Source organism: Aquamicrobium terrae, from assembly GCF_040545735.1.
GTDB classification, from domain to species: Bacteria; Pseudomonadota; Alphaproteobacteria; order Rhizobiales; family Rhizobiaceae; genus Mesorhizobium; species Mesorhizobium terrae_A.
In genome coordinates, this window is record NZ_JBEPML010000010.1 from 39889 (window position 1) to 62757 (window position 22869).

Annotated in this window: 21 protein-coding genes; 16 read left to right on the top strand and 5 right to left on the bottom strand. The window is 64.6% G+C overall.

Annotation, left to right across the window (positions count from 1 at the left end):
* Positions 1-87: 87 nt before the first annotated feature.
* From phhA to ABID37_RS14995, 8 genes are all read left to right on the top strand, one after another.
* Positions 88-921 (top strand): phenylalanine 4-monooxygenase, encoded by an 834-nt coding sequence (phhA, locus tag ABID37_RS14960; protein ID WP_354196113.1) that lies wholly within the window; start codon positions 88-90, stop codon positions 919-921.
* Between the two features lie 150 nt (positions 922-1071).
* The gene (locus tag ABID37_RS14965) at positions 1072-2196 is read left to right on the top strand and encodes a transporter substrate-binding protein (RefSeq protein WP_354196115.1); all 1125 of its coding nucleotides are present in this window, start codon (positions 1072-1074) and stop codon (positions 2194-2196) included.
* Positions 2193-2810 carry an ANTAR domain-containing response regulator gene (locus tag ABID37_RS14970; protein WP_354196117.1) on the top strand — a complete coding sequence of 206 codons (618 nt, stop codon included), beginning with the start codon at positions 2193-2195 and terminating at the stop codon, positions 2808-2810. The genes ABID37_RS14965 and ABID37_RS14970 overlap by 4 nt, the downstream gene beginning before the upstream one ends.
* Positions 2788-3687 (top strand): ABC transporter permease, encoded by a 900-nt coding sequence (locus tag ABID37_RS14975; protein WP_354196119.1) that lies wholly within the window; start codon positions 2788-2790, stop codon positions 3685-3687. Before ABID37_RS14970 ends, ABID37_RS14975 begins: the two co-directional genes overlap by 23 nt.
* The gene (locus ABID37_RS14980) at positions 3684-4604 is read left to right on the top strand and encodes an ABC transporter permease (RefSeq protein ID WP_354196121.1); all 921 of its coding nucleotides are present in this window, start codon (positions 3684-3686) and stop codon (positions 4602-4604) included. Before ABID37_RS14975 ends, ABID37_RS14980 begins: the two co-directional genes overlap by 4 nt.
* A 19-nt stretch (positions 4605-4623) precedes the next feature.
* Positions 4624-6261, top strand: a complete 1638-nt coding sequence (locus ABID37_RS14985) for an ABC transporter substrate-binding protein (protein ID WP_354196123.1) — start codon at positions 4624-4626, stop codon at positions 6259-6261.
* Positions 6251-7195 (top strand): acetamidase/formamidase family protein, encoded by a 945-nt coding sequence (locus ABID37_RS14990; protein WP_354196125.1) that lies wholly within the window; start codon positions 6251-6253, stop codon positions 7193-7195. Before ABID37_RS14985 ends, ABID37_RS14990 begins: the two co-directional genes overlap by 11 nt.
* Complete coding sequence (locus ABID37_RS14995; RefSeq protein WP_354196127.1) at positions 7192-8985, top strand: ABC transporter ATP-binding protein; 1794 nt, start codon at positions 7192-7194, stop codon at positions 8983-8985. The genes ABID37_RS14990 and ABID37_RS14995 overlap by 4 nt, the downstream gene beginning before the upstream one ends.
* Positions 8986-9020: 35 nt before the next feature.
* Here ABID37_RS14995 and ABID37_RS15000 read toward each other — a convergent pair whose 3' ends face one another.
* Positions 9021-9791, bottom strand: a complete 771-nt coding sequence (locus ABID37_RS15000; RefSeq protein ID WP_354196129.1) for an IclR family transcriptional regulator — start codon at positions 9789-9791, stop codon at positions 9021-9023.
* A gap of 122 nt (positions 9792-9913) precedes the next feature.
* Here ABID37_RS15000 and prpB point away from each other — a divergent pair, with 122 nt between their 5' ends.
* The 8 genes from prpB (at position 9914) to ABID37_RS15040 (ending at position 16766) form a co-directional block, all read left to right on the top strand.
* Complete coding sequence (gene prpB / locus ABID37_RS15005) at positions 9914-10822, top strand: methylisocitrate lyase (protein WP_354196131.1); 909 nt, start codon at positions 9914-9916, stop codon at positions 10820-10822.
* Between the two features lie 20 nt (positions 10823-10842).
* Positions 10843-11808 (top strand): Bug family tripartite tricarboxylate transporter substrate binding protein, encoded by a 966-nt coding sequence (locus ABID37_RS15010; RefSeq protein WP_354196133.1) that lies wholly within the window; start codon positions 10843-10845, stop codon positions 11806-11808.
* Between the two features lie 74 nt (positions 11809-11882).
* A complete protein-coding gene (locus ABID37_RS15015) occupies positions 11883-12281 on the top strand; it encodes a 5-carboxymethyl-2-hydroxymuconate isomerase (RefSeq protein WP_354196135.1) in 399 nt (132 codons plus the stop codon).
* A 33-nt stretch (positions 12282-12314) separates the two neighbouring features.
* A complete protein-coding gene (locus ABID37_RS15020; RefSeq protein WP_354196137.1) occupies positions 12315-12755 on the top strand; it encodes a tripartite tricarboxylate transporter TctB family protein in 441 nt (146 codons plus the stop codon).
* The gene (locus ABID37_RS15025) at positions 12755-14254 is read left to right on the top strand and encodes a tripartite tricarboxylate transporter permease (RefSeq protein ID WP_354196139.1); all 1500 of its coding nucleotides are present in this window, start codon (positions 12755-12757) and stop codon (positions 14252-14254) included. Before ABID37_RS15020 ends, ABID37_RS15025 begins: the two co-directional genes overlap by 1 nt.
* Before the next feature lie 34 nt (positions 14255-14288).
* The gene (locus ABID37_RS15030) at positions 14289-15155 is read left to right on the top strand and encodes a fumarylacetoacetate hydrolase family protein (protein WP_354196141.1); all 867 of its coding nucleotides are present in this window, start codon (positions 14289-14291) and stop codon (positions 15153-15155) included.
* Positions 15149-15979, top strand: coding sequence for a 2-oxo-hept-4-ene-1,7-dioate hydratase (gene hpaH, locus ABID37_RS15035; protein WP_354196143.1), 831 nt, complete (start codon positions 15149-15151; stop codon positions 15977-15979). The genes ABID37_RS15030 and hpaH overlap by 7 nt, the downstream gene beginning before the upstream one ends.
* On the top strand, positions 15963-16766 hold the full coding sequence (locus tag ABID37_RS15040) for an aldolase/citrate lyase family protein (protein WP_354196146.1): 804 nt from the start codon (positions 15963-15965) through the stop codon (positions 16764-16766). Before hpaH ends, ABID37_RS15040 begins: the two co-directional genes overlap by 17 nt.
* 91 nt (positions 16767-16857) lie before the next feature.
* Here ABID37_RS15040 and phnY read toward each other — a convergent pair whose 3' ends face one another.
* The 4 genes from phnY to ABID37_RS15060 all read right to left on the bottom strand — a co-directional run bounded on the left by phnY (position 16858) and on the right by ABID37_RS15060 (position 22744).
* Entirely contained in the window at positions 16858-18315 is a 1458-nt protein-coding gene (gene phnY, locus ABID37_RS15045) for a phosphonoacetaldehyde dehydrogenase (RefSeq protein ID WP_354196148.1), read from the bottom strand.
* A 139-nt stretch (positions 18316-18454) separates the two neighbouring features.
* Complete coding sequence (gene phnA / locus ABID37_RS15050) at positions 18455-19714, bottom strand: phosphonoacetate hydrolase (protein WP_354196150.1); 1260 nt, start codon at positions 19712-19714, stop codon at positions 18455-18457.
* A 31-nt stretch (positions 19715-19745) separates the two neighbouring features.
* On the bottom strand, positions 19746-20954 hold the full coding sequence (locus ABID37_RS15055) for a 2-aminoethylphosphonate--pyruvate transaminase (RefSeq protein WP_354196152.1): 1209 nt from the start codon (positions 20952-20954) through the stop codon (positions 19746-19748).
* A gap of 125 nt (positions 20955-21079) precedes the next feature.
* Positions 21080-22744 (bottom strand): Na/Pi cotransporter family protein, encoded by a 1665-nt coding sequence (locus ABID37_RS15060; protein ID WP_354196154.1) that lies wholly within the window; start codon positions 22742-22744, stop codon positions 21080-21082.
* Between the last annotated feature and the right edge of the window lie 125 nt (positions 22745-22869).

Genomic DNA, 22869 nt, shown 5'->3' on the forward strand with positions numbered 1-22869 from the left:
AATTACCGGCATATGCCCAGCAAGCAGGCCGAAATCCTCCACGACCTCTTGCTAGAATGACAGCATTCGCCGTCGAGGGAGGAGAAGATGACGATCAGCATTGCCGAATATGCCCGCGAATGCGCGGCCCAGGGCTTGCGCGGAAACTATTCGGTCTGCCGGCCCGACTTCACGGTGGCGCAGGACTACGATTACAGCGAGGAGGAGCAGGCCGTGTGGCGCACGCTGTGCGACCGCCAGACCAAGCTGACCCGCCGGCTCGCGCATCGCGCCTATCTGGACGGTATCGACGCGCTCGGCCTGTTGGAGCGCATTCCCGATTTCGGCGAGGTCAGCGACCGGCTGCGCCGACTGACGGGATGGGAGATCGTCGCCGTGCCGGGGCTCATTCCCGCCGAGCCGTTCTTCGGGCATCTGGCGGCGCGGCGCTTCCCCGTCACCAACTGGCTGCGCACGCAAAAGGAACTGGACTACATCGTCGAGCCGGACATGTTCCACGACTTCTTCGGCCATGTGCCGATCCTCACCCAGCCCGTCTTCGCCGATTTCATGCAGGCCTATGGCGAAAGGGCGGGCGAGGCGATCGCGCTGGGCGGCGACGAGATGATCACGCGGCTTTACTGGTACACGGCCGAATACGGGCTCATGCAAGAGCCGGGACAGGAGTTGAAGGCGTTCGGCGCCGGGCTGATGTCGTCCTTCACCGAGCTTCAGTTCGCGGTGGAGAGCCCGGATGCGCACCGCGTGCCCTTCGATCTGGAGACGGTGATGCGCACCACCTATGAGATCGACAAGTTCCAGCGCGCCTATTTCGTGCTGCCGTCCTTCGATGCGCTGCGCGACGCCTTCCGCACGGCCGATCTCGCGGCGATCATCGGCCGCTGGAAGGACAAGCCGGCGCTCGACCCGGCAACCGTGTAGGCCGGCCCCGCGCTTTCCGCTTGACTACGTTGGGCGGTCGGCTAGGCTTGAACATACATATCGGCCTTGCTCGCCGAATGGCAAAAATGCCTCGTAAGCTCCGCTTCTTCACGCGTGGCTGCGGGGCATTTTCTTTTCTGGGGGGAATTCTTGAAGCGCCGCGTCGAAATCGGCATTCTTTATTCGCGTTCCGGCAATTATCGGCTCGTTTCCGATGCCTGCCGCACGGGTGCGTTGTCCGCAATCGCGGATGTCAATGCCGATCCCTCCAGCCCGATTGCATTCGTGCCCGTGGACTACGATCCGCAAGGCAATGCCGACGGCTACGCGACCGGCTGCGCCGAAATCCTCCAGAAGAGCAGCGCCCGGCACATCGTCGGCTGCATTACCTCCTGGAGCCGCAAGGAAGCCATCCCCATTCTGGAGCGTTTCGGCGGCACGCTGTGGTATGCTTGTCCCTACGAGGGCTTCGAGACCAGCGATCATGTCGTCTACATGCACGCATGCCCCAACCAGCAATTGCTGCCGCTGTTTTCCCACGTCGTGCCGCGCTTCGGGGCCAACGGCTTCCTGCTCGGTTCCAACTATATCTGGGGCTGGGAGATGAACCGCGTGGCCCGCGACCTGATCGCCGATGCCGGCGGGGAAGTGCGCGGCGAACGCTACCTGCCGCTCGGCGAAACGGAGGTCGCCCGGCTGATCGAGGAAATCCGCGCCACGCGCCCGGATTTCGTCTTCAACAATCTGATCGGCTTGTCGTCCTACGCCTTTCTCAAGGCCTATGCGGAACTTGGGCGCCAGGACGCGCACTTCCTGCCACACCACTGCCCGGTCGTTTCGTGCAACCTGACCGAATGCGAGCTGGAGGCGATCGGGGAGGCCGGCAACGGGCATCTTTCGGCAGGTCCATATTTTCATGAAGCCGGTGCCGGCGGGACGGGCTACAGTCCTGGCAGTTCTTTCGAAGCGGCCGCCTATGCCAGCGTGCGCATTCTGGCGGAAATCCTCGGACAGAATCCGGATGCCGGCTGGGCGGATCTGCCCGCAGCCTTTGCAGCGCGCCGCTTTGAAACGCCTTTTGGCGCGACCGCCATCGACACGCACACCCAGCATGCCACCCTGCCGGTGGTGATCGGTGAAATCGAGGGGGCCGGTTTCCGCATCATAGGCCGCGAAGGCGAGGTCGCGCCCGATCCCTATCTGTCCCGCTACGATCGCAACGCCCAGTTCGGCACGCCGCGGCTGAGGGTGGTGCCGGGGAGAGGGGAGCGATGAGCCGGCGCAGCCGCATTCCCAATCTCGGCGGCGCGACCGCCTATGTGCTGCACCGGCCGCATCCGACGGCGCAGACCATGGTGCGACAACTGTCGGCCATCGGCCTGACGGCGATCGACTGCTGGCCCGAACTGCCGCCAGCAGCCCTTTCGGCGGACTTCGTGTTCTTCGACGTCGATCTCGGCTTTGACGAACAATTTCCGTGGCAGCCGGGCGAAGCGCCCATGCCGCTGATCGCGCTGATCGGCTCCGAGGCGCCGGGCCGCATCGAATGGGCGCTGTTCACGCACCGCGCCAATGCACACCTGCTGAAGCCAGTGGGCGCGGCCGGCGTCTATTCCAGCCTGCTGATCGCAAGGCAGAATTTCGAGGAGCGCAAGCAGCTCGCCGCGCGCATCGACGCGCTTCAGGCGCGGGTTGCGGAACGCCACACCATCGTGCGTGCGGTGGCCGCGCTGGCAAAGGACAGCGACTACGAGCAGGGCTTCGCGCGGCTGCGCTCGCTGGCGATGAGCTGGCAGGTCAGCGTGGAGGAGGCCGCCTTGCGCGTGGTTGCCATGGCCGAGGACAAGGACGGGGCCGGGGACGGGAATGACCAACGTAATCACGCCTGACGCCCAGCCCGTGGCGACGAGGCCGCGCAAGGGCGCGCTGGGGAAGCTGGTGCGCCGGCCGCTGGCGCTGATCGGCATGATCATCATCGTCATCGTGGTGGCGGGTGCGGCGCTCGCGCCCTATCTCACCAATTTCCGGCCGGACGAGCAGATATTCGACGGGCTCACCCTGTCCGGCGAACCGCTGCCGCCGAACGCGACCTTCTGGCTCGGTACAGATCTTCTGGGACGCGACCTGCTGACCCGCATCCTCTATGGCGCGCGCACCTCGCTGTTCATCGGCATCATTGCCAATGGCATCGCCCTGATCATCGGCACGCTGATCGGTGTGGTGGCGGGTTACTATCGCGGCTGGATCGGCTCGGTCCTTATGCGCTTCACCGACTTGATGATGGCCTTTCCGGCCCTGCTTCTGGCGATCTGCCTTGCCGCGGTCTTCCAGCCGAGCCTGTGGATCGTGGCGCTGGTCATCGCTCTGGTGAACTGGGTGCAGACCGCGCGCGTCATGTACACGCAGACCAGTTCGCTGGCGGAGCGCGAGTTCATCGACGCCGAGCGTACCATCGGTGCGAGCGGTGCGCGCATCCTCTTCCTGCACATCCTGCCGCATCTGGTTCCCACCATCATCGTGTGGGGTACGCTCGGCATCTCCACCACGGTGCTGCTCGAGGCGACGCTCTCCTATCTCGGCATCGGCGTGCAGCCGCCCACGCCTTCGTGGGGCAACATCATCTTCGAGAACCAGACCTATTTCCAGGCGGCCCCCTGGCTGGTCTTCTTCCCCGGCGTCGCCATCCTCGCGCTGGCGCTGGCCTTCAATCTCGTAGGCGACGCCTTGCGCGACATCCTCGACCCGACCCAGCGGGGGCGCGCATGATCTCCTATCTCAGCAGGCGCATCATCCAGTCGGCGCTGATCCTGATCGGCATCTCGCTGATCACCTTTGCCCTGCTTTATCTGCTGCCGGCCGACCCGGTGCGCCAGATCGCGGGCCGCAGCGCCACGCCGGCCACGGTGGAGAGCATCCGCCGCCAGCTTGGCCTCGACCAGCCCTTCCTCGTGCAATATGGGCGCTACCTGTGGAACCTGCTGCATGGCGATCTCGGACGCTCCTACATCCAGCGTTCGGAGGTGTCGCAACTCATCGCGGCGCGCCTGCCGGCCACCCTGCTGCTGATGCTGGGGGCGATCGTGTTCGAACTGCTGATCGGCCTCACCATGGGGCTGGTGGCGGCGGTGCGGCGCGGCACCAGGACAGACCAGTCGCTGATGGTGGTGTCCTTCATCGGCGTTTCGGCCCCGCAATTCGTGGTCGGACTGCTGCTGCTCTATGTCTTCGCCGTGAGGCTGAGCTGGTTCCCGATCGGCGGCTACGGCACCTTCTCGCATCTCGTGCTGCCCTCGCTCACCGTCGCGGTGATGAGTTCGGGCTGGTATGCGCGCATGATGCGTTCGTCGATGATCGACGTTCTGCGGCAGGACTATATCCGCACCGCACGCGCCAAGGGGCTGGCTCGCGCCACGGTGCTGATCCGCCACGCCCTGCCCAACGCCATCCTGCCCATCATCGCCATGATCGGCATCGACATCGGCATCCTGATGGGCGGCATCGTGGTCGTCGAAAGCGTGTTCGGCTGGCCCGGCATCGGTCAGCTCGTCTGGCAGGCGATCCAGCGCGTCGACATCCCCATCATCATGGGCGTCACGCTGGTTTCCGCCTTCGCCATCGTGCTCGGCAACCTTCTGGCCGACATCATCGCGCCGCTCATCGATCCCCGCATCAAGCTCAGATAACCAAAGAAAGGGAACAGCAATGAAGACCTATCTCGTTTCAACGGTGGCGGCAGCCGCGCTGGCGCTCGGCCTGTCCGCCGCCTCCGCGCAAGTGACGCCTAATCCGGATGCGAAGAACGGCGGCTCGATCATCATCACCTACAAGGACGACGTCGCTACGCTCGATCCGGCCATAGGCTATGACTGGCAGAACTGGTCGATGATCAAGAGCCTGTTCGACGGGCTCATGGACTACAAGCCCGGCACCACCGAACTGGTGCCCGACCTCGCCGAAAGCTACGAGATTTCGGAGGACGGCCAGACCTTCACCTTCAAGCTGCGGCAGGGCGTGAAATTCCACAACGGCCGCGAGATGACGGCGGAAGATGTGAAATATTCCATCGACCGTGTCGTCAATCCGGAAACCCAGAGCCCCGGCCAGGGCTTCTTCGCCTCCATCAAGGGCTATGACGAAGCGGCCGAAGGCAAGGCCGACGGCGTTTCAGGGATCACCGTGGTCGATCCGCTCACCATCAAGTTCGAGCTGACCCGCCCCGACGCCACGTTCCTGCATGTCATGGCCATCAATTTCAGCCACGTCGTGCCGAAGGAAGAGGTCGAGAAGTATGGCGCCGACTTCGGCAAGAACCCGGTCGGCACCGGTGCTTTCAAGCTCGGCGAATGGACGCTCGGCCAGCGCGTCGTGTTCCAGAAGAACGAGGATTACTGGAACAAGGGCCTGCCACATCTCGACACCATCACCTTTGAGATCGGGCAGGAGCCGATCGTGGCGCTGCTGCGCCTGCAAAAGGGCGAGATCGACATTCCGGGCGATGGCATTCCGCCGGCCAAGTTCCAGGAAGTGATGAACGATCCCGAGCAGAAGGCGCGCGTGGTCGAGGGCGGTCAGCTCCACACCGGCTATGTGACCATGAACGTCAACATCCCGCCCTTCGACAATGTGAAGGTGCGGCAGGCCGTCAACATGGCCATCAACAAGGAACGCATCGTCCAGCTCATCAACAACCGCGCCGTCCCGGCCAACCAGCCGCTGCCGCCCTCCATGCCGGGCTACGCCACGGATTACAAGGGCTATGCCTATGACGCGGACAAGGCCAAGGCCCTGCTGGCCGAGGCCGGCTTTGCCGATGGGTTCGAGACAGACCTCTACGTCATGAACACCGATCCCAACCCGCGCATCGCACAGGGCATCCAGCAGGATCTGGCAGCCATCGGCATCAAGGCCAACATCCAGGCACTGGCGCAGGCCAACGTCATCGCCGCCGGCGGGGAGAAGGAGGGCGCCCCGATGATCTGGTCGGGCGGCATGGCGTGGATCGCCGACTTTCCCGATCCGTCGAACTTCTACGGTCCGATCCTCGGCTGTGGCGGCGCGGTTCCGGGCGGCTGGAACTGGTCGTGGTATTGCAACGAAGAGCTCGACAGGAAGGCGGCGGAAGCCGACTCCATCGTCGATCCGGCCAAGGCCGAGGAACGCAACAAGGCGTGGAGCGATATCTATGTGAAGATCATGGAGGACGCCCCCTGGGCGCCGGTCTTCAACGAGCAGCGCTTCACGCTGAAATCCGCGCGCATGGGCGGCGGCGACAACCTCTATGTCGACCCGGTCCATATCCCCGTCAACTATGACCATGTGTATGTGAACGATGTGCAATAGCTGCAACTACACTATCCACGGGCGCCACCACCATTTCGGCTGGGACAACGCGCTTGCCCCGGCCGAGAGGGTGGCTCCCGGCTCGACCATCTTCTTCGAGTGTCTTGACTCTTCCGGCGGCCAGTTGTCGCCGGAGAGCACCGTGGAAGACATAGCCAGACTCGATTTCGCCAGGATCAACCCGGTCACCGGGCCGATATTCGTGGACGGGGCCGAGCCGGGCGATGCGCTGAAGGTGACCATCGAGGAGTTCAAACCGTCCGGCTTCGGCTGGACGGCGAACATTCCGGGCTTCGGCCTGCTCGCCGACGACTTCAAGGAACCGGCGCTGACGATCTGGAAATACGACGCCTCGACGCTGGAGCCGGCGCTGTTCGGCAAGCATGGCCGCGTGCCGCTGAAGCCGTTCGCCGGCACCATCGGCAATGCGCCGGCCGAAAAGGGGCTGCACTCCGTCGTGCCGCCGCGTCGTGTCGGCGGCAACCTCGATATCCGCGATCTCGCCGCCGGCACCACGCTCTACCTGCCGGTGGAAGTGGCGGGCGCGCTGTTCTCGGTGGGCGACACCCATGCCGCGCAGGGCGATGGCGAGGTCTGCGGCACGGCGATCGAGAGCCCGATGGATGTCGTGCTCACCCTCGATCTGGTGAAGGGGGCGAACCTCAAGACGCCGCGCTTCACCACGTCGGGGCCGGTGACCCGCCATCTCGACGCCAAGGGCTACGAGGTGACGACCGGTGTCGGACCGGACCTGATGGAGGGCGCCAGGAGCGCCGTCGCCCAGATGGTCGATCTGCTGGCTGGCCGCTACAATCTCGATCCGGTCGACGCCTATATGCTGGTGTCGGTGTGCGGCGATCTGCGCATAAGCGAGATCGTCGACATGCCCAACTGGGTCGTGTCCTTCTACTTCCCGCGCTGCGTCTTCGAATGAGCGCGACGGGCACCAGGATCGCGGCGGGAGCTTCGGCCCCCGCCGCACCCGGCGAACCGGTCCTCGCCATCTCGGGACTGACCGTCACGGTGCGCGGCGAGGATGGTGCGCGCGATGTGGTGCGCGACCTGTCGTTCACGCTGGGGCGGGGCGAGACGCTGTGCATCGCCGGCGAATCCGGGTCCGGCAAGTCGATGACCTCGCTTGCCGTCATGGGCCTGCTGCCACAGCCCGCCGCCTATGTTTCCGCCGGCTCGATCATGCTCGGCGATACCGATCTCGCGCGCCTTGACGAAGGCCGCATGCGCCGCATCCGCGGCAACCGCGTGGCAATGATCTTTCAGGAGCCTATGACCTCGCTGAACCCGGTGCTGAGCATCGGCCGCCAGCTTACCGAGGCCATCGAGACCCATACCTCGCTGTCGCGCGCGCAGGCGCATGAGAAGGCGATAGAGGCGCTGCGCGCCGTGCGGATTTCGGAAGCCGGAACCCGCATGAAGCAGTTTCCCCACGAGCTTTCCGGCGGCATGCGCCAGCGCGTCATGATCGCCATGGCGCTCGCGCTCAACCCGGATGTGCTGATCGCCGACGAACCGACCACCGCGCTTGACGTGACCGTGCAGGGCGAGGTGCTGGAGCTGCTGCGCGATCTCCAGCGTACGCGGGGCACCAGCATCATCCTCATCACCCACGATATGGGCGTCGTCGCCGAAATGGCCGATCGCGTCATCGTCATGTGCGACGGTGCGATGGTCGAGGAAGGGCCGGTCGGGCAGATCTTCGAAGCCCCGGCGACCGACTACACAAGGGTGTTGCTGGCCGCCGTGCCGCGCATCGGCTCCGGTGCCGGAAGACAGGAAAGCCGCACGCCGGGCAGCACGGGGCCGGTCGCGGCGGTCGCCGACCTTCAGGTGCGCTTCGACCTGCGCGGCGGTTTGCTCGGGCGTGTCCAGCGGCGGGTTCATGCGGTGGAAGGCGTGTCCTTCGACATCCGCCCCAACGAGACGCTGGCGCTGGTCGGCGAATCCGGTTGCGGCAAGTCCACCACCGCCAAGGCGTTGGCCGGGCTGGTCCCTTATGCCGGCTCCATCAGGGTCGGCGGGCGTGACCTCGCCTCCCTTGACAGGGACCAGCGCAAGGCGGTGCGTCGCGACGTGCAGATGGTGTTTCAGGACCCGTTCGCCTCGCTCGATCCGCGCATGCGCGTCGGTGATCTGGTGGCCGAGCCGCTGCTCATCCATAAGATCGCCGGCAAGCGCGAATGCCGCGACCGTGTCGCCACGCTGTTCGAGCGCGTCGGCCTGCCGGTCGACGCCATGGAGCGCTATCCGCACGAGTTTTCAGGTGGCCAGCGGCAGCGCATCTGCATTGCCCGCGCGCTCGCATTGGGCCCTAAGCTGGTGATCGCTGACGAAAGCGTGTCGGCGCTCGATGTCTCCGTGCAGGCCCGCGTACTGGAACTGCTGCGCGAATTGCAGCGGGAGCTTGGCGTTGCCTATCTGTTCATCTCGCATGACATGGCGGTGGTGGAGAATATCTCCGATCGTGTGGCGGTGATGTATCTCGGCCAGATCGTGGAGATGGGCACGCGCGACCAGGTGTTTTCCAACCCGGCGCATCCCTATACGCGACGATTGATCGAGGCGGTTCCCATGCCGGATCCGGCACGCAGGCGTGCGCATTTCGCCCGCATGGACGGCGAAATCCCGAGCCCGACGCGCGCCGTGGGCGATGAACCGGTCCGGGTCACGCTGCGCGACATCGGCGGCGGCCATCTGGTTGCCGGATAGGCGGACGTTGCTGGGGGCATCCGCGAAGGCTTCGTTCACTGCTTGTGCGATGAGTAGTTCACGTTCACGCGCTTCTGTACTTCGGCCACGGCCTTTGTCAGAGCCCCAAGGCACGAGGCAAGGTGGTCGCCGCTCATGCGCTGGCTGATCGAGCTGATGCTGATGGAGCCGAAAGGGCGGCCGGAAGGATCGCACAGGGGTGCGGAGATGGTTCGCGCGCCAAGCGCGGGAATGTCCCTCTCTACATGTCCTGTACGCCGTGCGGCGGCAACCTCCTCGCGAACCTGGTCGATTGTCCGTCCCTGCGCTGCATAGGCCGCTTCGTTGGTGTCGATCAGGGCAAGCGCTTCATCCTCAGGCATTGCAGACAGAACCGCGAGCCCGCTGGCGCCCGCGCCGAGCGGACGGCGAAGGCCGACATCGGTGATCAATGTCTTGACCGGGAAGGAGCCGCTGGTGCGGCTGACGCAGACCATGTCGTTGCCGCTCAGCCGGGAAAAAAAGACGGTGTCGCCGGTTTCTTCGGCCAGTCGGTCCGTGATGTCCCGCGTCAGGTTCTGAAGGTCGAAGCGCGGCGCAGCCGTAAGGCCCAGGTCGTAGACAATGGGGCCGAGCGCATATCGCCGGCTTCCCGTCTGGATAACCAGCCCGAGGTTGGTCAATGCACGCAGGATGCGATGCACCGTCGGGCTCGTGAGCCCGGTGGCGGCAGCCACGTCGCTCATGCCGGCCCCCTCCCGGTTGCGGTCCGCGACGGCCATGAGGACGGCGACGGTCCGGTAGATGCTTTGCGCCCCTTGCTCCATGGAATTCTCCATAATATGGAATTCTAGATAATTTTTGATCCACTATATTGACACGATATCCATATTGTATAGAAAATAGTGTAAATACCCAATACATAATCCACATTATGGAGTCAAGCTCAATGCTCACCACTGTTCCGGTCAACACCTCGGCTGGCGCGCGTTTCCGTCAGGCCCTGCATGAGGAATCGCCGCTCCAGATCATGGGGACCATCAACGCCTATACGGCACTCATGGCCAAGTCGGTGGGCTACAAGGCGCTTTATCTGGCGGGCGCTGGTGTGGCCAATGCCTCCCACGGATTGCCTGACCTTGGAATCACCACCATCAACGATGTCCTTGCCGATCTGCGCAAGGTCTCCGACGCTTCCGACCTGCCGGTGCTGGTGGATGTCGATACCGGTTTCGGTGGCGCCTATTCGATTGCCCGCCTGGTGCGCGGCCTCATCAAGGATGGCGCCGGCGCCATGCATATGGAGGACCAGGTGGCGCTCAAGCGCTGCGGCCATCGTCCGGGCAAGGAAATCGTCAGCCGCGACGAGATGCTGGACCGTATCAAGGCGGCTGTCGATGCGCGCTACGACGAGAATTTCGTCATCGTCGCGCGCACGGATGCACTGGCCATCGAGGGCCTGGATGGGGCCATCGATCGTGCCTGTGCCTATATGGAGGCAGGCGCGGACATGATCTTCGCGGAGGCGTTCACCGAACTGGGGCAGTATCGCCAGCTTTCCGACGCGCTGGGCCGTCCGCATGCGGTGCTTGCCAACATCACCGAATTCTCCAGGACACCGAACTTCACCACCGGCGAGCTGCGCGATGCCGGGGTGTCGGCCGCCCTTTATCCGCTCTCGGCGGCGCGTGCCATGAACGCGGCGGCGCTCAAGGTCTACCGGACCATTCGGGAGCAGGGCACCCAGAAGGATATTCTCGACATCATGCAGACGCGTGAGGAGCTTTACGGCTTCCTCGACTACCATTCCTACGAACAGAAGATCGACGCGTTGTTTGCCTCGCGCAAGAGCGCTTGAACCAGAACAGGGAGGAGATCATGGGACTGAAGAAAATATTTGCCGGCGCCGTGCTGGGCCTGGCGCTGTTGGGCGGGGTCACGGTGGCGCAGGACTATCCAACCCAGCCGATCAACTTTGTCGTGCCGTTCAACGCCGGCGGCGGCACCGATGTCACCGCCCGTATCGTCGCCGAGGAGATGGCCAAGATACTGGGGCAGCCCGTTCTCGTCGAAAACCGGCCCGGAGCGCAGGGTATTCCCGGTACCCGCTATGGTGCCGATGCCAAGCCGGACGGCCACACCATCCTCTTCGTGCTCCAGGCCACGATGGCGCTCAATCCCAGCCTTTATCAGGCGACGAACTATGATCCGCTGAAGGATTTCGCTCCGGTTTCCCAGATTTCGGAATCGCCTTATGTCATCGTGGTCCACCCCAGCCTCGGGGTGAAGGATCTGCAGGGCCTGATTGCCCTGGCGAAGGAGAAGCCGGGCCAGGTCAACTATGCCAGCGGTGCCGCCGCATCGCATCTGGCATCACTGCTCTTCCAGAAGGCGGTGGGTGTCGAGATGAACCACATCCCCTATAGTGGCTCCGGGCAAGCGCTGACCGATCTGTTGTCTGGCCGCGTCGGGGTCATGCTGAGCAGCCCGGTGTCCGTGTTGCCGCACATCCAGGCTGGCGCGCTGATCCCCATCGGCATCACCAGCACTGAACGCTCGCCGTCGCTGCCTGACGTGCCGACCGTTGCCGAGAGCGGTTATTCCGGGTTCAAGGTTTCCGGCTGGTACGGCATCTCCGCGCCTGCGGGCACGCCTGATGCCATCGTGGAAAAGCTGAACGCCGCGGTCGTGCAGGCTATCGGCACGGAGACCGTGCGCGACGGACTCATCAAGGCGGGCGTCGAGCCGAAGTCGTCAAGCCCAGACGAGTTCTCCAAGCTTATCGCCACCGAATATGAACAATGGACGGTGCTGATCGAGGAGGCAGGCATCAAGCCCGAATAGCCTTCCTTTGTGCAATGCTCTCCGGGGACGGGCCTCCCCGGAGAAAATCTCCAAAGCAGAACAGGAACCCCATTGTGCCGCATATCTGGATTGAATGCTCAAGGAACGTCGCTGCGGAGCCGGAGGCTCGGGCACTGAAACAGGCAGTCTACGCTGCCGCCCTCGAAACCGGAATCTTCCCGGTGGGGGGCATCCGCCTCCGCTTCCAGGTCATCGAGGACTACATCGTCGGCGACGGCGATCCCACCAACGGTTTCGTGCACATCGTGCTCCGGATCGGGCATGGCCGGGATCTCGACACGCGGCGCAAGGCTGCCGATCATGTGTTCGAAAAGGTGGTCGCTTTGTTGACACCCCTGCGCGATCGGGCTCCGCTCGCAGTCGCCTTCGAGATGCAGGAGATGAGTGCGGAACTCAATTACAAGTTCAACAACCTGCATGAGCATATCGAGCGCCGCCGCAATGCCGCCTGAGGCGGCGTCGGCAAGGGGCTGCGGGAGGAAGCAATGAAACTCAAACGCGACATGGTGGCAGGCCTGGTGTTTTCCACTATAGGGCTGGGTGCCTTGGCCATCGCCCTCGGCTATCCGTTTGGCTCGACATTGAACATGGGCCCCGGCTATTTCCCGACCCTCGTTTCCGGCCTTATCGTCGTGTTGGGCATCGCGCTCACAATGCGGGAACTGCGGGCCGGTAACGGTGCCCTGCTCACAGATATCGCCTGGCGACCTCTTGGGATCATCATTGCCGCGGTCGCAGGGTTCGCCATCCTTATCCAGCATAGCGGTCTCATTCCCGCTGTGTGCTTCCTCACCGCAGTCGGCTGGTATGCCGATCCGCGCCGCAGCCTGCGCGCCCTGCCGGTCCAGCTCGTGATCGGCATTCTGGTGCCGATCCTCATCTTCCGTATCGGCCTTAACATGCCGATCCCGCTGTGGAGGTTCTGATGCTGGACGGAATCCTGCTCGGTTTTCAGGTCGCTTTCTCGCTCGACAACCTCTTCTATTGCCTGGTTGGGGTTACGCTCGGCACCCTGATCGGCGTTCTGCCGGGGGTCGGCCCGCTGGTCACCATAGCAGTGCTGCTGCCGCTGACTTTCGGCCTCACGCCCGAGGCGGCCCTCATCATGCTTGCAGGCATCTACTATGGTGCCTCCTATGGCGGCTCGACCACCGCCATCCTCGTCAACCTGCCCGGTGAATCGTCGTCGGTGGTCACTTGTCTCGACGGTTACCAGATGGCGAGGCAGGGAAGGGCGGGCGCCGCGCTCGCCATTGCCGCCCTGGGGTCGTTCGTCGCCGGTTGCATCGGCACACTGGCCATCGCCCTGTTCGCCCCTTTGCTCGGCAATTTTGCGCTGCGTTTCGGGGCGGCCGAATATACCGCCCTGATTATCATGGCCCTGGTGGCGACGGCCGTCCTCGTGCAGGGGGCGCTGCTCAAGGGGCTGCTGATGGCCTTGCTCGGCATATTGATCGGCATGGTCGGAATGGACTTGAACTCCGGCGTCATGCGCTACACCTTCGGAATGACCTCGCTGATGGACGGCATCGATTTCGTTGTTGTCGCGGTGGGCATGTTCGCCTTCTCCGAGATCGTATCCCAGCTGTGGTCGAGCACGTCCGAGGTGCGCAAGACCTCCGAGGTCACCAGTCTCTTGCCCAGCCGGCAGGAGCTGAAGGACTCGGCCATGCCGATCGTACGCGGCACGGGCGTGGGCATGTTCTTCGGCCTGTTGCCCGGTATCGGCACGACCATCAGTTCCTTCGCCTCCTATATGCTGGAACAGCGTGTCGCCAAGGACCCCTCCCGCTTCGGCAAAGGCGCCATCGAGGGCGTCGCCGGGCCGGAATCCGCCAACAACGCGGCAGCGCAGGTTTCCTTCATTCCCACCCTGACGCTCGGCGTGCCCGGCAGTGCGACCATGGCCTTGATGCTGGGTGCCCTGATGCTGCAGGGCATCACGCCGGGACCGAACGTCATCACGGAGCGGCCGGCGTTGTTCTGGGGCCTGGTGGCCAGCATGTGGATCGGCAACGTCCTGCTGGTGGTGCTCAATCTGCCGCTGATCCGTATCTGGGTATGGCTTTTGAAGGTGCCCTATTCCTGGCTCTATCCGGTCATTCTCTCGCTGGCCTGTTTCGGCATCTATTCGCTGTCGAACTCCTCCTTCGATGTGTGGCTGGGTGCGGGGTTCGGATTGTTCGGCTACTTCGCGTACAAGCTCGACTGTCCCCCCGCGCCGTTCATCCTCGGCCTCGTGCTGGGGCCGATGCTGGAGGAAAGCGTGCGTCGCGCATTGCTCATCTCTCATGGCGACCCCAGCACCTTCGTTACCAGCCCGATCAGCGCCGCCTTTCTGGCGGTGACGGTGCTGTTGCTGGCCCTGATGGTGCTGCCCGCCATCCGTCGCGGCCACAAGAAACTGGATCTTGAGGTCCAGTAGGGCCTGCCCCAACTCACGCATAAGGACTATCAGCATGAACTATCTCAGCTTCCGGGCCGATGGCCGGGACCGTTTCGGTATTGCCTGCGACCATGGGGTCATAGATCTTTCCGGCCGTACGGGGTTCGCCTCGCTGCGCGATATGATCGCACGGGGCGGAGCGGGCGAAGCGGAGGCCGGCGCCACTTCCCTTCCAGCCGATTTTGCTTACGACGACATCGAGTACCGGGTCCCGGTTCCCGATGCAGACAAGATCATCTGCGTTGGCGTCAACTATCCGGACCGCAATGCGGAATACAAGGACGGGTCGGACCTTCCCAAATACCCCAGCCTGTTTCTGCGCACCCGAGGCTCGTTTGTCGGGCACGGACAGGCTTTGCACCTGCCGCCCGAATCCGCGCAATTCGACTATGAGGGCGAGATTGTTCTGGTCATCGGCAAGGTCGGCCGGCGCATTCCCGAGGCCGCCGCGCTCGACCATGTGTTCGGCCTGACCCTGTGCAACGAGGGGAGCGTCCGCGACTGGATGCGTCACGGCAAGTTCAACGTGACGCAGGGCAAGAATTTCGAGGCTTCCGGCAGCATCGGTCCGTGGGTCGTTCCGCTGCAACGGGCCGGCGCACTGGGCGAGCTGGAACTGAGCACATTCGTCAATGGCGAGTTGCGCCAGCAGGACAGCGCAGGGCGCATGATGTTCCCGTTTTCACGGCTCATAAGCTATATCTCGACCTTTACCGCGTTGCTGCCGGGCGATCTCATCGTCACCGGTACGCCCACCGGCTCCGGCGCACGCTTCGACCCGCCACGCTTCCTCACTTCCGGCGATGTGGTCCGCGTCAGTGTTCCAGGCATTGGCACGCTGGAGAACCGGGTGGTCGAAGAAGGGGTTTCGACGTGCTGAGCGGGCGTGACATCGCGGCGGCGGTCGAGGCGCTGGATCGGGCCGAGCGGACACGGGTCCAGACCGGCCTGCTCAGCCTCGCCCATCCCGGCATGACGATGGACGATGCCTATGCCGTCCAGTCGGCGTGGGTCGCGCGCAAACTTGCCGAAGGCCGCAGGATCATCGGCTGGAAGATCGGGCTGACCTCGCGGGCCATGCAGCAGGCGCTCGATATCAACATTCCGGACTCCGGCGTCCTGCTGGATTCCATGGCCTTCGCCGACGGCAGCGTGGTTCCGGCAGGCCGTTTCATCCAGCCTCGTGTGGAAGCGGAGATTGCCTTCGTCATGAAGGACCGGCTGGTCGGCGCGGACATCACGCCCGAGGCCGTCATGGAAGCTACCGACTATCTGGTTCCCGCGCTCGAAATCCTCGATACGCGGATCGTACGGACCGATCCGCAAACCGGGCGGCGGCGGACCATATGCGACACCATTGCCGACAATGCCGCCAATGCGGGCATCGTGATCGGGAGCGAACCCGTGAAGCCGAACGGCATCGACCTGCGCTGGATCGGTGTCATCGTGTCGCGCGACGGATGCGTGGAGGAGACAGGGCTGGGGGCCGGCGTGCTCAACCATCCGGCATTGGCCGTGGCATGGCTTGCTCAACGGCTCTCCATATTTGGCGGCGCCATCGAACCCGGCCATGTGGTGTTGTCCGGCTCCTTCATCCGCCCCATCGAATGTCCGCCCGGATCGCATATCGTCGCCGATTTCGGCGATTTCGGCACCGTGAGCTGCAGTTTCGCACAGGAGAAGGCCGATGCCGGCGCCCGTTAACAAGTTCAGGCGGGGCCTCGCGGAGGGGCGCGTCCAGATCGGCCTCTGGCTGGGGCTGGCTAATCCCTACAGCGCCGAACTGCTCGCCGGCACGGGTTTCGACTGGCTGGTGATCGACGGCGAACATGCGCCGAACGACCTGCGCTCGATGCTTGCCCAGTTGCAGGCGGTCGCGATCGGCAATGCCACGCCGGTCATTCGCCTGCCTGCCGATGAGAACTGGATGATCAAGCAGGTGCTCGACATCGGGTGCCAGACGATACTGGTCCCCATGGTCGAGACGGAGGAGCAGGCGCAACGCCTTGCGCGCGCCATGAAATATGCGCCTGCCGGTGTGCGTGGCGTCGGCGCGGGATTGGCCCGGGCCTCGGCCTTCAACGCCATTTCTGATTATCTGGCGACGGCGGATGCCGAGACCTGCCTGCTCGTACAGGTCGAGACGCAGGCGGGCATGGCCGAGATCGAGCGTATCGCGGCCGTCGACGGTGTCGATGGCGTCTTCATCGGTCCAGCCGATCTGGCGGCCGACATGGGGCACCGAGGCAACCCCGAACATCCCGATGTGCAGAGGGCGATCGAGGCGGGTATTTCGCGCTTGCTGGAGGCCGGCAAGCCCGCAGGCATATTGACCTCGAACCGAGGCCTGGCGCGGCGCTATATCGATCTCGGCGCCACCTTCGTTGCGGTGGGGTCCGACGTCGGCCTGCTGCGCCAGTCCGCCGTGGCGCTTCGCCAGGCCTTCGACTGCCCGGAAAGCGAAGGCCTGAAGCGTGGCATTCGGATCTGAAAGGTCACGACACAGCCGGCCGGATTGATCGGCCGCGGCCCCAAAAAAAGCGGCCGGCCTTCTGGCCGGCCAATTCGGGGTCATGTCCGGGTCAAGCCCATGGAAGTGAGAAGGTCTTGACGTTGGTGAAGGACTTCATAGCCTCGATGACGCCCTCCTTGTAGCCGTTGCCTGAGTCCTTGATGCCGCCGAAGGGGCTCATCTCGATGCGGTAGCCCGGCACTTCCCAGATGTTGACGGTGCCGACCCTGAGGCCGGCGATGTATTTCTGCATGCGCCGGAAATCGTTGGTGCACACGCCCGACGACAGGCCGAAGGCGGTGGAGTTGGACAAAGCGATCAGGTCGTCGTCATTGTCGGGGGCGCGGATGATCGGGATGATCGGCCCGAACGTCTCCTCCATGACCAGTTCGGAGGCGTGCGGCACGCGGTCGATCACGATGGGGGGAAGCAGCGCCCCCTTGCGGCCGGGATCGTAGAGCACTTCCGCACCCTGTTCGGCCGCCATGTAGACGCGCTTCTCGAACAGGGCGGCGGCCTGTTCGTGCACCACGGTGCCGAGGTCGGTCGACCGGTCCATCGGGTCGCCGAAGCGGATCTTCTTCGCCCGCTCCAGCACCAGGGGCACGAAGCGGTCGGCCACCTTCTCCTGGACCAGGATGCGCTTGACGGCGGTGCAGCGCTGGCCCGAATTCCTGGTGGCGCCGGCAACCGCCAGATCGGCGGCCCTGGCGAGATCCTCGTCGGATAGGTCGTTGAGGATGATGAGCGGGTCGTTGCCGCCCAGCTCCAGCACCTGGCGCTTGTAGCCGGCCTTCGAGGCGATCAGCTTGCCCACCGGCACGCCGCCGGTGAAGGTGATCAGGTCGATGTTGGGATTGGTGATCATCTCGTCGCCGATGTCGGCGGGCCAGCCGGTGACCACCGACAGCATCTGCGGCGGCAGGCCGGCCTCGTAGAGGATGTCGGCCAGCACCAGCGCCGTCATCGGGGTCAGCTCGGTCGGCTTGACCACCACGCAATTGTTGGTGGCGATGGCCGGCGCCACCTTGTGCGAGACCATGTTGAGGGGATGGTTGAAGGGGGTGATGGCCGAGATGGCGTTGAGCGGCTCGCGCAGGGTGAAGATCTTGCGCTGCTTGCCATGCGGGGTGAGGTCGCACGAGAAGATCTCGCCGTCGTCGCGGATGCACATCTGGCCGGCCAGCGTGAACACGTCATAGGCGCGACCGACCTCGTAGAGCGAGTCGGCCTTGGAGATGCCGAGCTCCAGCGTCACCAGGTCGGAGATCTCCTCCTTGCGCGCGGCCAGCGCCTCGGCCGTGCGAAACAGGATCTGCTGGCGCTCGTAGCGGGTGAGCTTCGACGTATAGCCGGCGGCGATGTCGAAGGCGCGCCGCGCATGTTCGGCGCCGCCGGCCGGCACCGTGCCGATGACGGTGTCGTTCCACGGATAGCGCACCTCGACGACGCCGTCGGCATCGACCTTCTCGCCGGCGATGCGCATCGGCTCGTGGCGGAGCTTGAGGGAAGTCTCGGGCTTGTTCATATCTGGCTCCTTCACCCCTCCCGCTTGATGGGGAGGGACGGCGCATCGGCGCCGGGGTGGGGTTGGAAGGCCAGGCAGGGCCCTTCCGCCCCGCCAGCCCGGTTGGCGATCCTCCCCATGAAGGGGGAGGATGAAAGTGTCATCCCACCTGCGCTGCCGCCAGCACCGCATAGTAGAAGGCATCGAAGTTGCGCAGCGCCGGCGCGCCCGGCTGGTCGGGCAGCACCCGGTTGGTGATGAAGGGCACTTCCTGCTCGGTCAGCCCGCCATGCGAGCGCAGCGGCTCGTCGAGCGCGGCAAGGTCATGGCGGTGCGCGCTGGTGCCGATGGTCTTGTTCTCGCCCGACACCATGACGATGTCGCCGATGCGGTCCTCCGGCAATTCGAAGCGGGCGCAGCCCTCCTCGCGGCCGAGCACCAGCGTGATGCCCTCGACCTGGCGCAGCCTGTCCATCACTTCCTCGCGGTCGGCCCCTTGCGGCAGGTAGGCGGTGGCGAAGGAGCCGAGCGCCCCGTGATGCACCACATAGGGATCGGTGATCGGCAGGATGACGCGGGCCGCGTCCTTGCCCAGCCATTCGTCGAGCAGGTCCTGCACATAGACCACGTTGGGCGAGCCGTCGGCATGGTGCTTGGGCTTCATGCCGTGGTCGGCGGTGACCACGATGGCCGCGCCCAGCGCATCGAGCTCGGCCAGGTATTTGTCGAACATCTCGTAGAAGTCGTTGGCCTGCTTCACGCCCGGCGCATATTTGTGCTGCACATAGTCGGTGGTGGTCAGGTACATGACATCCGGCCGGAATTCCTTGAGCAGCTTGACGCCGGCGGCGAAGACGAACTCCGACAGCTCGGCCGAATAGACCTCCGGCACCGGGCGTCCCAGCCATTTGGAGGCGTTGTCGATGCCGTGCTGTGCCTTTGTCGTGGTGTCCGACTTCTCCGAGGAGAAACACACGGCGCGGCCGTCGTCGAACTTCAGCCCATGGCCGAGCAGGGCGCGCAGCTTGTCCTTGGCGGTCACCACCGCCACCCTGGCCCCGGCGTCGTAGAAGGCTTGGAAGACGGTCGGGGCGCGCAGGAACTTCGGATCGTTCATCATCACCTCCTCGCCCGTCTGGGGGTTGTAGAGGTAGTTGCCGCAGATGCCGTGCACGGCCGGCGGCCGCCCGGTGGCGATCGACAGGTTGTTGGGGTTGGTGAAGGAGGGGATCACCGAATGGGCGGTGCGCACCGTGCCCCTGGCCTTGATCTTCTCAAGCGCCGGCATCAGTCCCGCCGCAATCGCCGCGTCCAGATAGGCCGGCTCGCAGCCGTCAAGGCAGATCGCAATCGCAGGCACACGCGGCCACGCATAAGTCCGGCCATTCGCGGCAACAGAAACAGGAGTGTGCTGGTTCATCGGTGTCGTTCCTTGTCTGGCTGGAGGCGGCTCAGGCCGCGAGCTTGGCGCGCTCGGTGAGCGCTGCTTCGGGCGGCGCGGCCGTGTCGACGCCCATTTCCTTGAGGGATTGTCCGGCAGCCTCGACCACGCGCCGCATGACATGCTCGTCCATGCGTCCGATGCAGCCGACGCGGAACGAGTCCACCACGGTCAGCTTGCCGGGATAGATGATGAAGCCCTTGTCCTTCATCAGGTCGTAGAAGCGCTCGAAGTCGAAATTCGGATGCGCGGGATTGAAGAAGGTGACGATGATCGGCGACAGCCAGCGGTCCTTGAGCAGGGTTTCGAAGCCGAGTTCGCGCATGCCGGCGACCATGACGTCGCGGTTTTTCGTGTAGCGCGCGCCGCGGCCCGCCACGCCGCCCTCGGCGGCATGCTGGCGCAGCGCCTCGATGAAGGCGGCGACGACATGGGTCGGCGGGGTGAAGCGCCACTGGCCGGTCTTGTTCATGTGCGCCCATTGGGCATGGACGTCGAGGCTGATCGAATGGCTGCGGCCCTTGGCTGCCTCCAGCTCGTCCTTGCGGGCGATGATGAAGCCGAAGCCCGGTACGCCCTCGATGCATTTGTTGGCCGACGATACCATCGCCGCGTAGCGGATCTCGCTGACGTCGAGCGGCACGGCGCCGAAGGCGCTCATGGAATCGACCAGCAGCTTGCGGCCCCTGGCATGGACGACCTCGGCGATCTCGGCCACCGGGTTGAGGATGCCGGAACTGGTCTCGCAATGGATGGCGATGACATGGGTGATGGCGGGATCGGCATCGAGGGCCGCCGCTACCTCGTCGCCGCGCGGCGGCAGGTAGTCGCCCTTGTCGATGACGGTGTGGGCGCGGCCGAGATAGACCAGCGTCTGCGCGGCCCTGAGGCCATAGGCGCCGTTGGCCAGCACCAGCACCTTGCCGTCGCGGGGCACGAAGGAACCCAGCATCGCCTCTACCGCGAAGCTGCCGCTGCCCTGGATCGGCACGCAGTCGAATTCGTCTTTGGTGTCGCCGGTAAGCGCCAGAAGCCGGCGGCGCAGCTCGGAGGTCATGCCGCGGAAGTCGCCGTCCCAGGAGCCCCAGTCGCGCAGCATCGCCTCCTTGACCTCGCGCGAGGTGGTCAGCGGGCCGGGCGTCAGCAGATAGGGCTCGCCCAGCGCGGGAGCCGGCAGCGGGGCTGCTTCTGCGGATGCAAGGTTCTGATCGGACAGCATTTTTGTCTCCTCGCCGTCAACTGGCTATCTCCGGGATTGACCATGGCAGCGGCCCGTCCATATGTAAAATCGCTAATTTGTATCCATCGATAAGTTATGTCGATGAATTGTCGTGCATCGGGCGATCATGCGGTGCGCAGCAGCCGGCTTTCCAGCAGCTCGCCGCTCTGGGTCAACAGGGGATAGGCCAACGATACCAGAAGCGAATTGATCTCCTTCAGCGCCCGCAGCGCCTCCAGATGGATGTCGCTGGTTTCGAGGCTTTCCGTGGTGCCGGTTTGCAGGCGCTTCAGATGCCGCTCATGGCTTTCCCGTTCCAGCCGGCGCACATGTTCCTTCTCGGCGGCCAGATGGCGGGCGGTTTCCAGATCGCCCGAAACCAGCACGTTCATCGCGATCTGGCTGTTGGCCAGCACCCGCTCGTGCAGTTCCGTCAGTTCCTTCAGCCCCTCGCGCGAAAAATTGAGCTGCTTGCGGGCCTTCTCCTCGGCCAGCGTGAGCAGGTTCTTGGCGATGATGTCGCCGGCATATTCGAGATTGATGGCGAAGCCGGTGAGTTCCACGCCGCGCCGCGCTTCCTCCTGGCTCATGCTGCCCCGGTTGACCTCGGCGATGTAGAGCTTGATCTCGGTATGGGCGCGGTTCACCTCCTGATCGAGGGCGCGGATACGGGCGATGCGCTTTTCGTCGCCGCTGTCGAACAGGTCCATCACCGGCCGCAGCATGACGTCGACGGTCTCGGCCATGCGCAGCAATTCGCGCGTGGCGCTAGTGAGCGCCACGTTCGGCACCTTGATCGCCGAACGGTCGAGCGCGCTGATGCGCTGGGTGATGGGATCGTCGGCGGCCTCGGCAGGCTTGTCGCGCACCAGTTTGCGGGTTGCCGCTTCCATCGCGGCCGTCAGCGGCAGGCACGCCACCAGCAGCACCAGGTTGAAGGCCAGATGCATGTTGACCACCTGCCGGCCAACGCCGGTGCCGAACCAGCCGGGCGGGATCTCGACCAGCCGCGAGGCGACGAGCAGGCCGGCGGCGGCTGCGGCGCGGAACAGGAGGTTGCCGGCCGGAATGCGGCGCGCCTCGACCGCCTGACCCCTCGTCAGCCCGGCCGCAATCAGGCCGGCGCCGAGATTGATGCCCAGCACCATGGGCAGGGCCACCTCGGCCGGCAGCACGCCCTGTGCGGCCATCGACATCAGCAACAGCACCGAGGCCACGCTGGAATGGATGAGCCAGGTGAACAGCCCCGCCAGCAGGAAGGCGGTGATCGCATCATCCTCCAGATAGGCGATGATGACGGGCATGAAATCGCTGTTGCGCATCGGCGCGGTCGCCTCGCCCACCATGCGCAGCGAGATCAGGATGAAGGCGATGCCGAGCGCCGAGCGGCCAGTCTGCTTGATGGTGCGCGATTCGAACTTGAGGAACATGGTGGCGCCGGCGAACAGGAGCAGCGGCACCAGCCAGTCGAGGTCGAAGGACAGCGCCTGCACCACCAATGCCGAGCCGACATCGGCCCCCAGCATGACGGCAATGCCGCCGGCCACGCCAAGCGTGCCCGTGGCGGCGAAGCTGGCCGCCAGCATGGCGACGGCCGTCGAGCTTTGCAGCAGGATGGCCAGGACGATCCCGGCGAAGGCGGCGCGCATGCGACCGCGGCTGGCGCCGCGCAGCGCATCGCGCAGCAGCGCCCCATGCGCCCGCTCGATGCCGGTGCGCACCAGGCGAACCGCCCACAGCAGGAGCATGATGGCGCCGGCCAACTGGATCAGGATCGACATCAGGTGCATCGCGGCCTCCGTATGGGCGTTGCGGCGGCTTTATCGGGCAGGCTCCGGCATGCCGCGTCGCGCGCAGTTTCCCATTTTCTCCTATGTGCACCGGTTATGATATAAATCAAATCGTTAGTTTCTAT

Bases quoted from the DNA above. Each gene is read 5' to 3' on its own strand.
- phnY (WP_354196148.1), bottom strand. From the start codon at position 18,315: ATGAACAAGCCCGAGACTTCCCTCAAGCTCCGCCACGAGCCGATGCGC.
- ABID37_RS15025 (WP_354196139.1), top strand. From the start codon at position 12,755: ATGCTGGACGGAATCCTGCTCGGTTTTCAGGTCGCTTTCTCGCTCGAC.
- ABID37_RS14975 (WP_354196119.1), top strand. From the start codon at position 2,788: ATGACCAACGTAATCACGCCTGACGCCCAGCCCGTGGCGACGAGGCCG.
- ABID37_RS15000 (WP_354196129.1), bottom strand. From the start codon at position 9,791: ATGGAGCAAGGGGCGCAAAGCATCTACCGGACCGTCGCCGTCCTCATG.
- ABID37_RS15030 (WP_354196141.1), top strand. From the start codon at position 14,289: ATGAACTATCTCAGCTTCCGGGCCGATGGCCGGGACCGTTTCGGTATT.
- ABID37_RS15040 (WP_354196146.1), top strand. From the start codon at position 15,963: ATGCCGGCGCCCGTTAACAAGTTCAGGCGGGGCCTCGCGGAGGGGCGC.
- ABID37_RS15055 (WP_354196152.1), bottom strand. From the start codon at position 20,954: ATGCTGTCCGATCAGAACCTTGCATCCGCAGAAGCAGCCCCGCTGCCG.
- phhA (WP_354196113.1), top strand. From the start codon at position 88: ATGACGATCAGCATTGCCGAATATGCCCGCGAATGCGCGGCCCAGGGC.
- phnA (WP_354196150.1), bottom strand. From the start codon at position 19,714: ATGAACCAGCACACTCCTGTTTCTGTTGCCGCGAATGGCCGGACTTAT.
- prpB (WP_354196131.1), top strand. From the start codon at position 9,914: ATGCTCACCACTGTTCCGGTCAACACCTCGGCTGGCGCGCGTTTCCGT.
- ABID37_RS15010 (WP_354196133.1), top strand. From the start codon at position 10,843: ATGGGACTGAAGAAAATATTTGCCGGCGCCGTGCTGGGCCTGGCGCTG.
- ABID37_RS14985 (WP_354196123.1), top strand. From the start codon at position 4,624: ATGAAGACCTATCTCGTTTCAACGGTGGCGGCAGCCGCGCTGGCGCTC.
- ABID37_RS14990 (WP_354196125.1), top strand. From the start codon at position 6,251: ATGTGCAATAGCTGCAACTACACTATCCACGGGCGCCACCACCATTTC.
- ABID37_RS14970 (WP_354196117.1), top strand. From the start codon at position 2,193: ATGAGCCGGCGCAGCCGCATTCCCAATCTCGGCGGCGCGACCGCCTAT.
- ABID37_RS14995 (WP_354196127.1), top strand. From the start codon at position 7,192: ATGAGCGCGACGGGCACCAGGATCGCGGCGGGAGCTTCGGCCCCCGCC.
- ABID37_RS15060 (WP_354196154.1), bottom strand. From the start codon at position 22,744: ATGCACCTGATGTCGATCCTGATCCAGTTGGCCGGCGCCATCATGCTC.
- ABID37_RS14980 (WP_354196121.1), top strand. From the start codon at position 3,684: ATGATCTCCTATCTCAGCAGGCGCATCATCCAGTCGGCGCTGATCCTG.
- ABID37_RS15020 (WP_354196137.1), top strand. From the start codon at position 12,315: ATGAAACTCAAACGCGACATGGTGGCAGGCCTGGTGTTTTCCACTATA.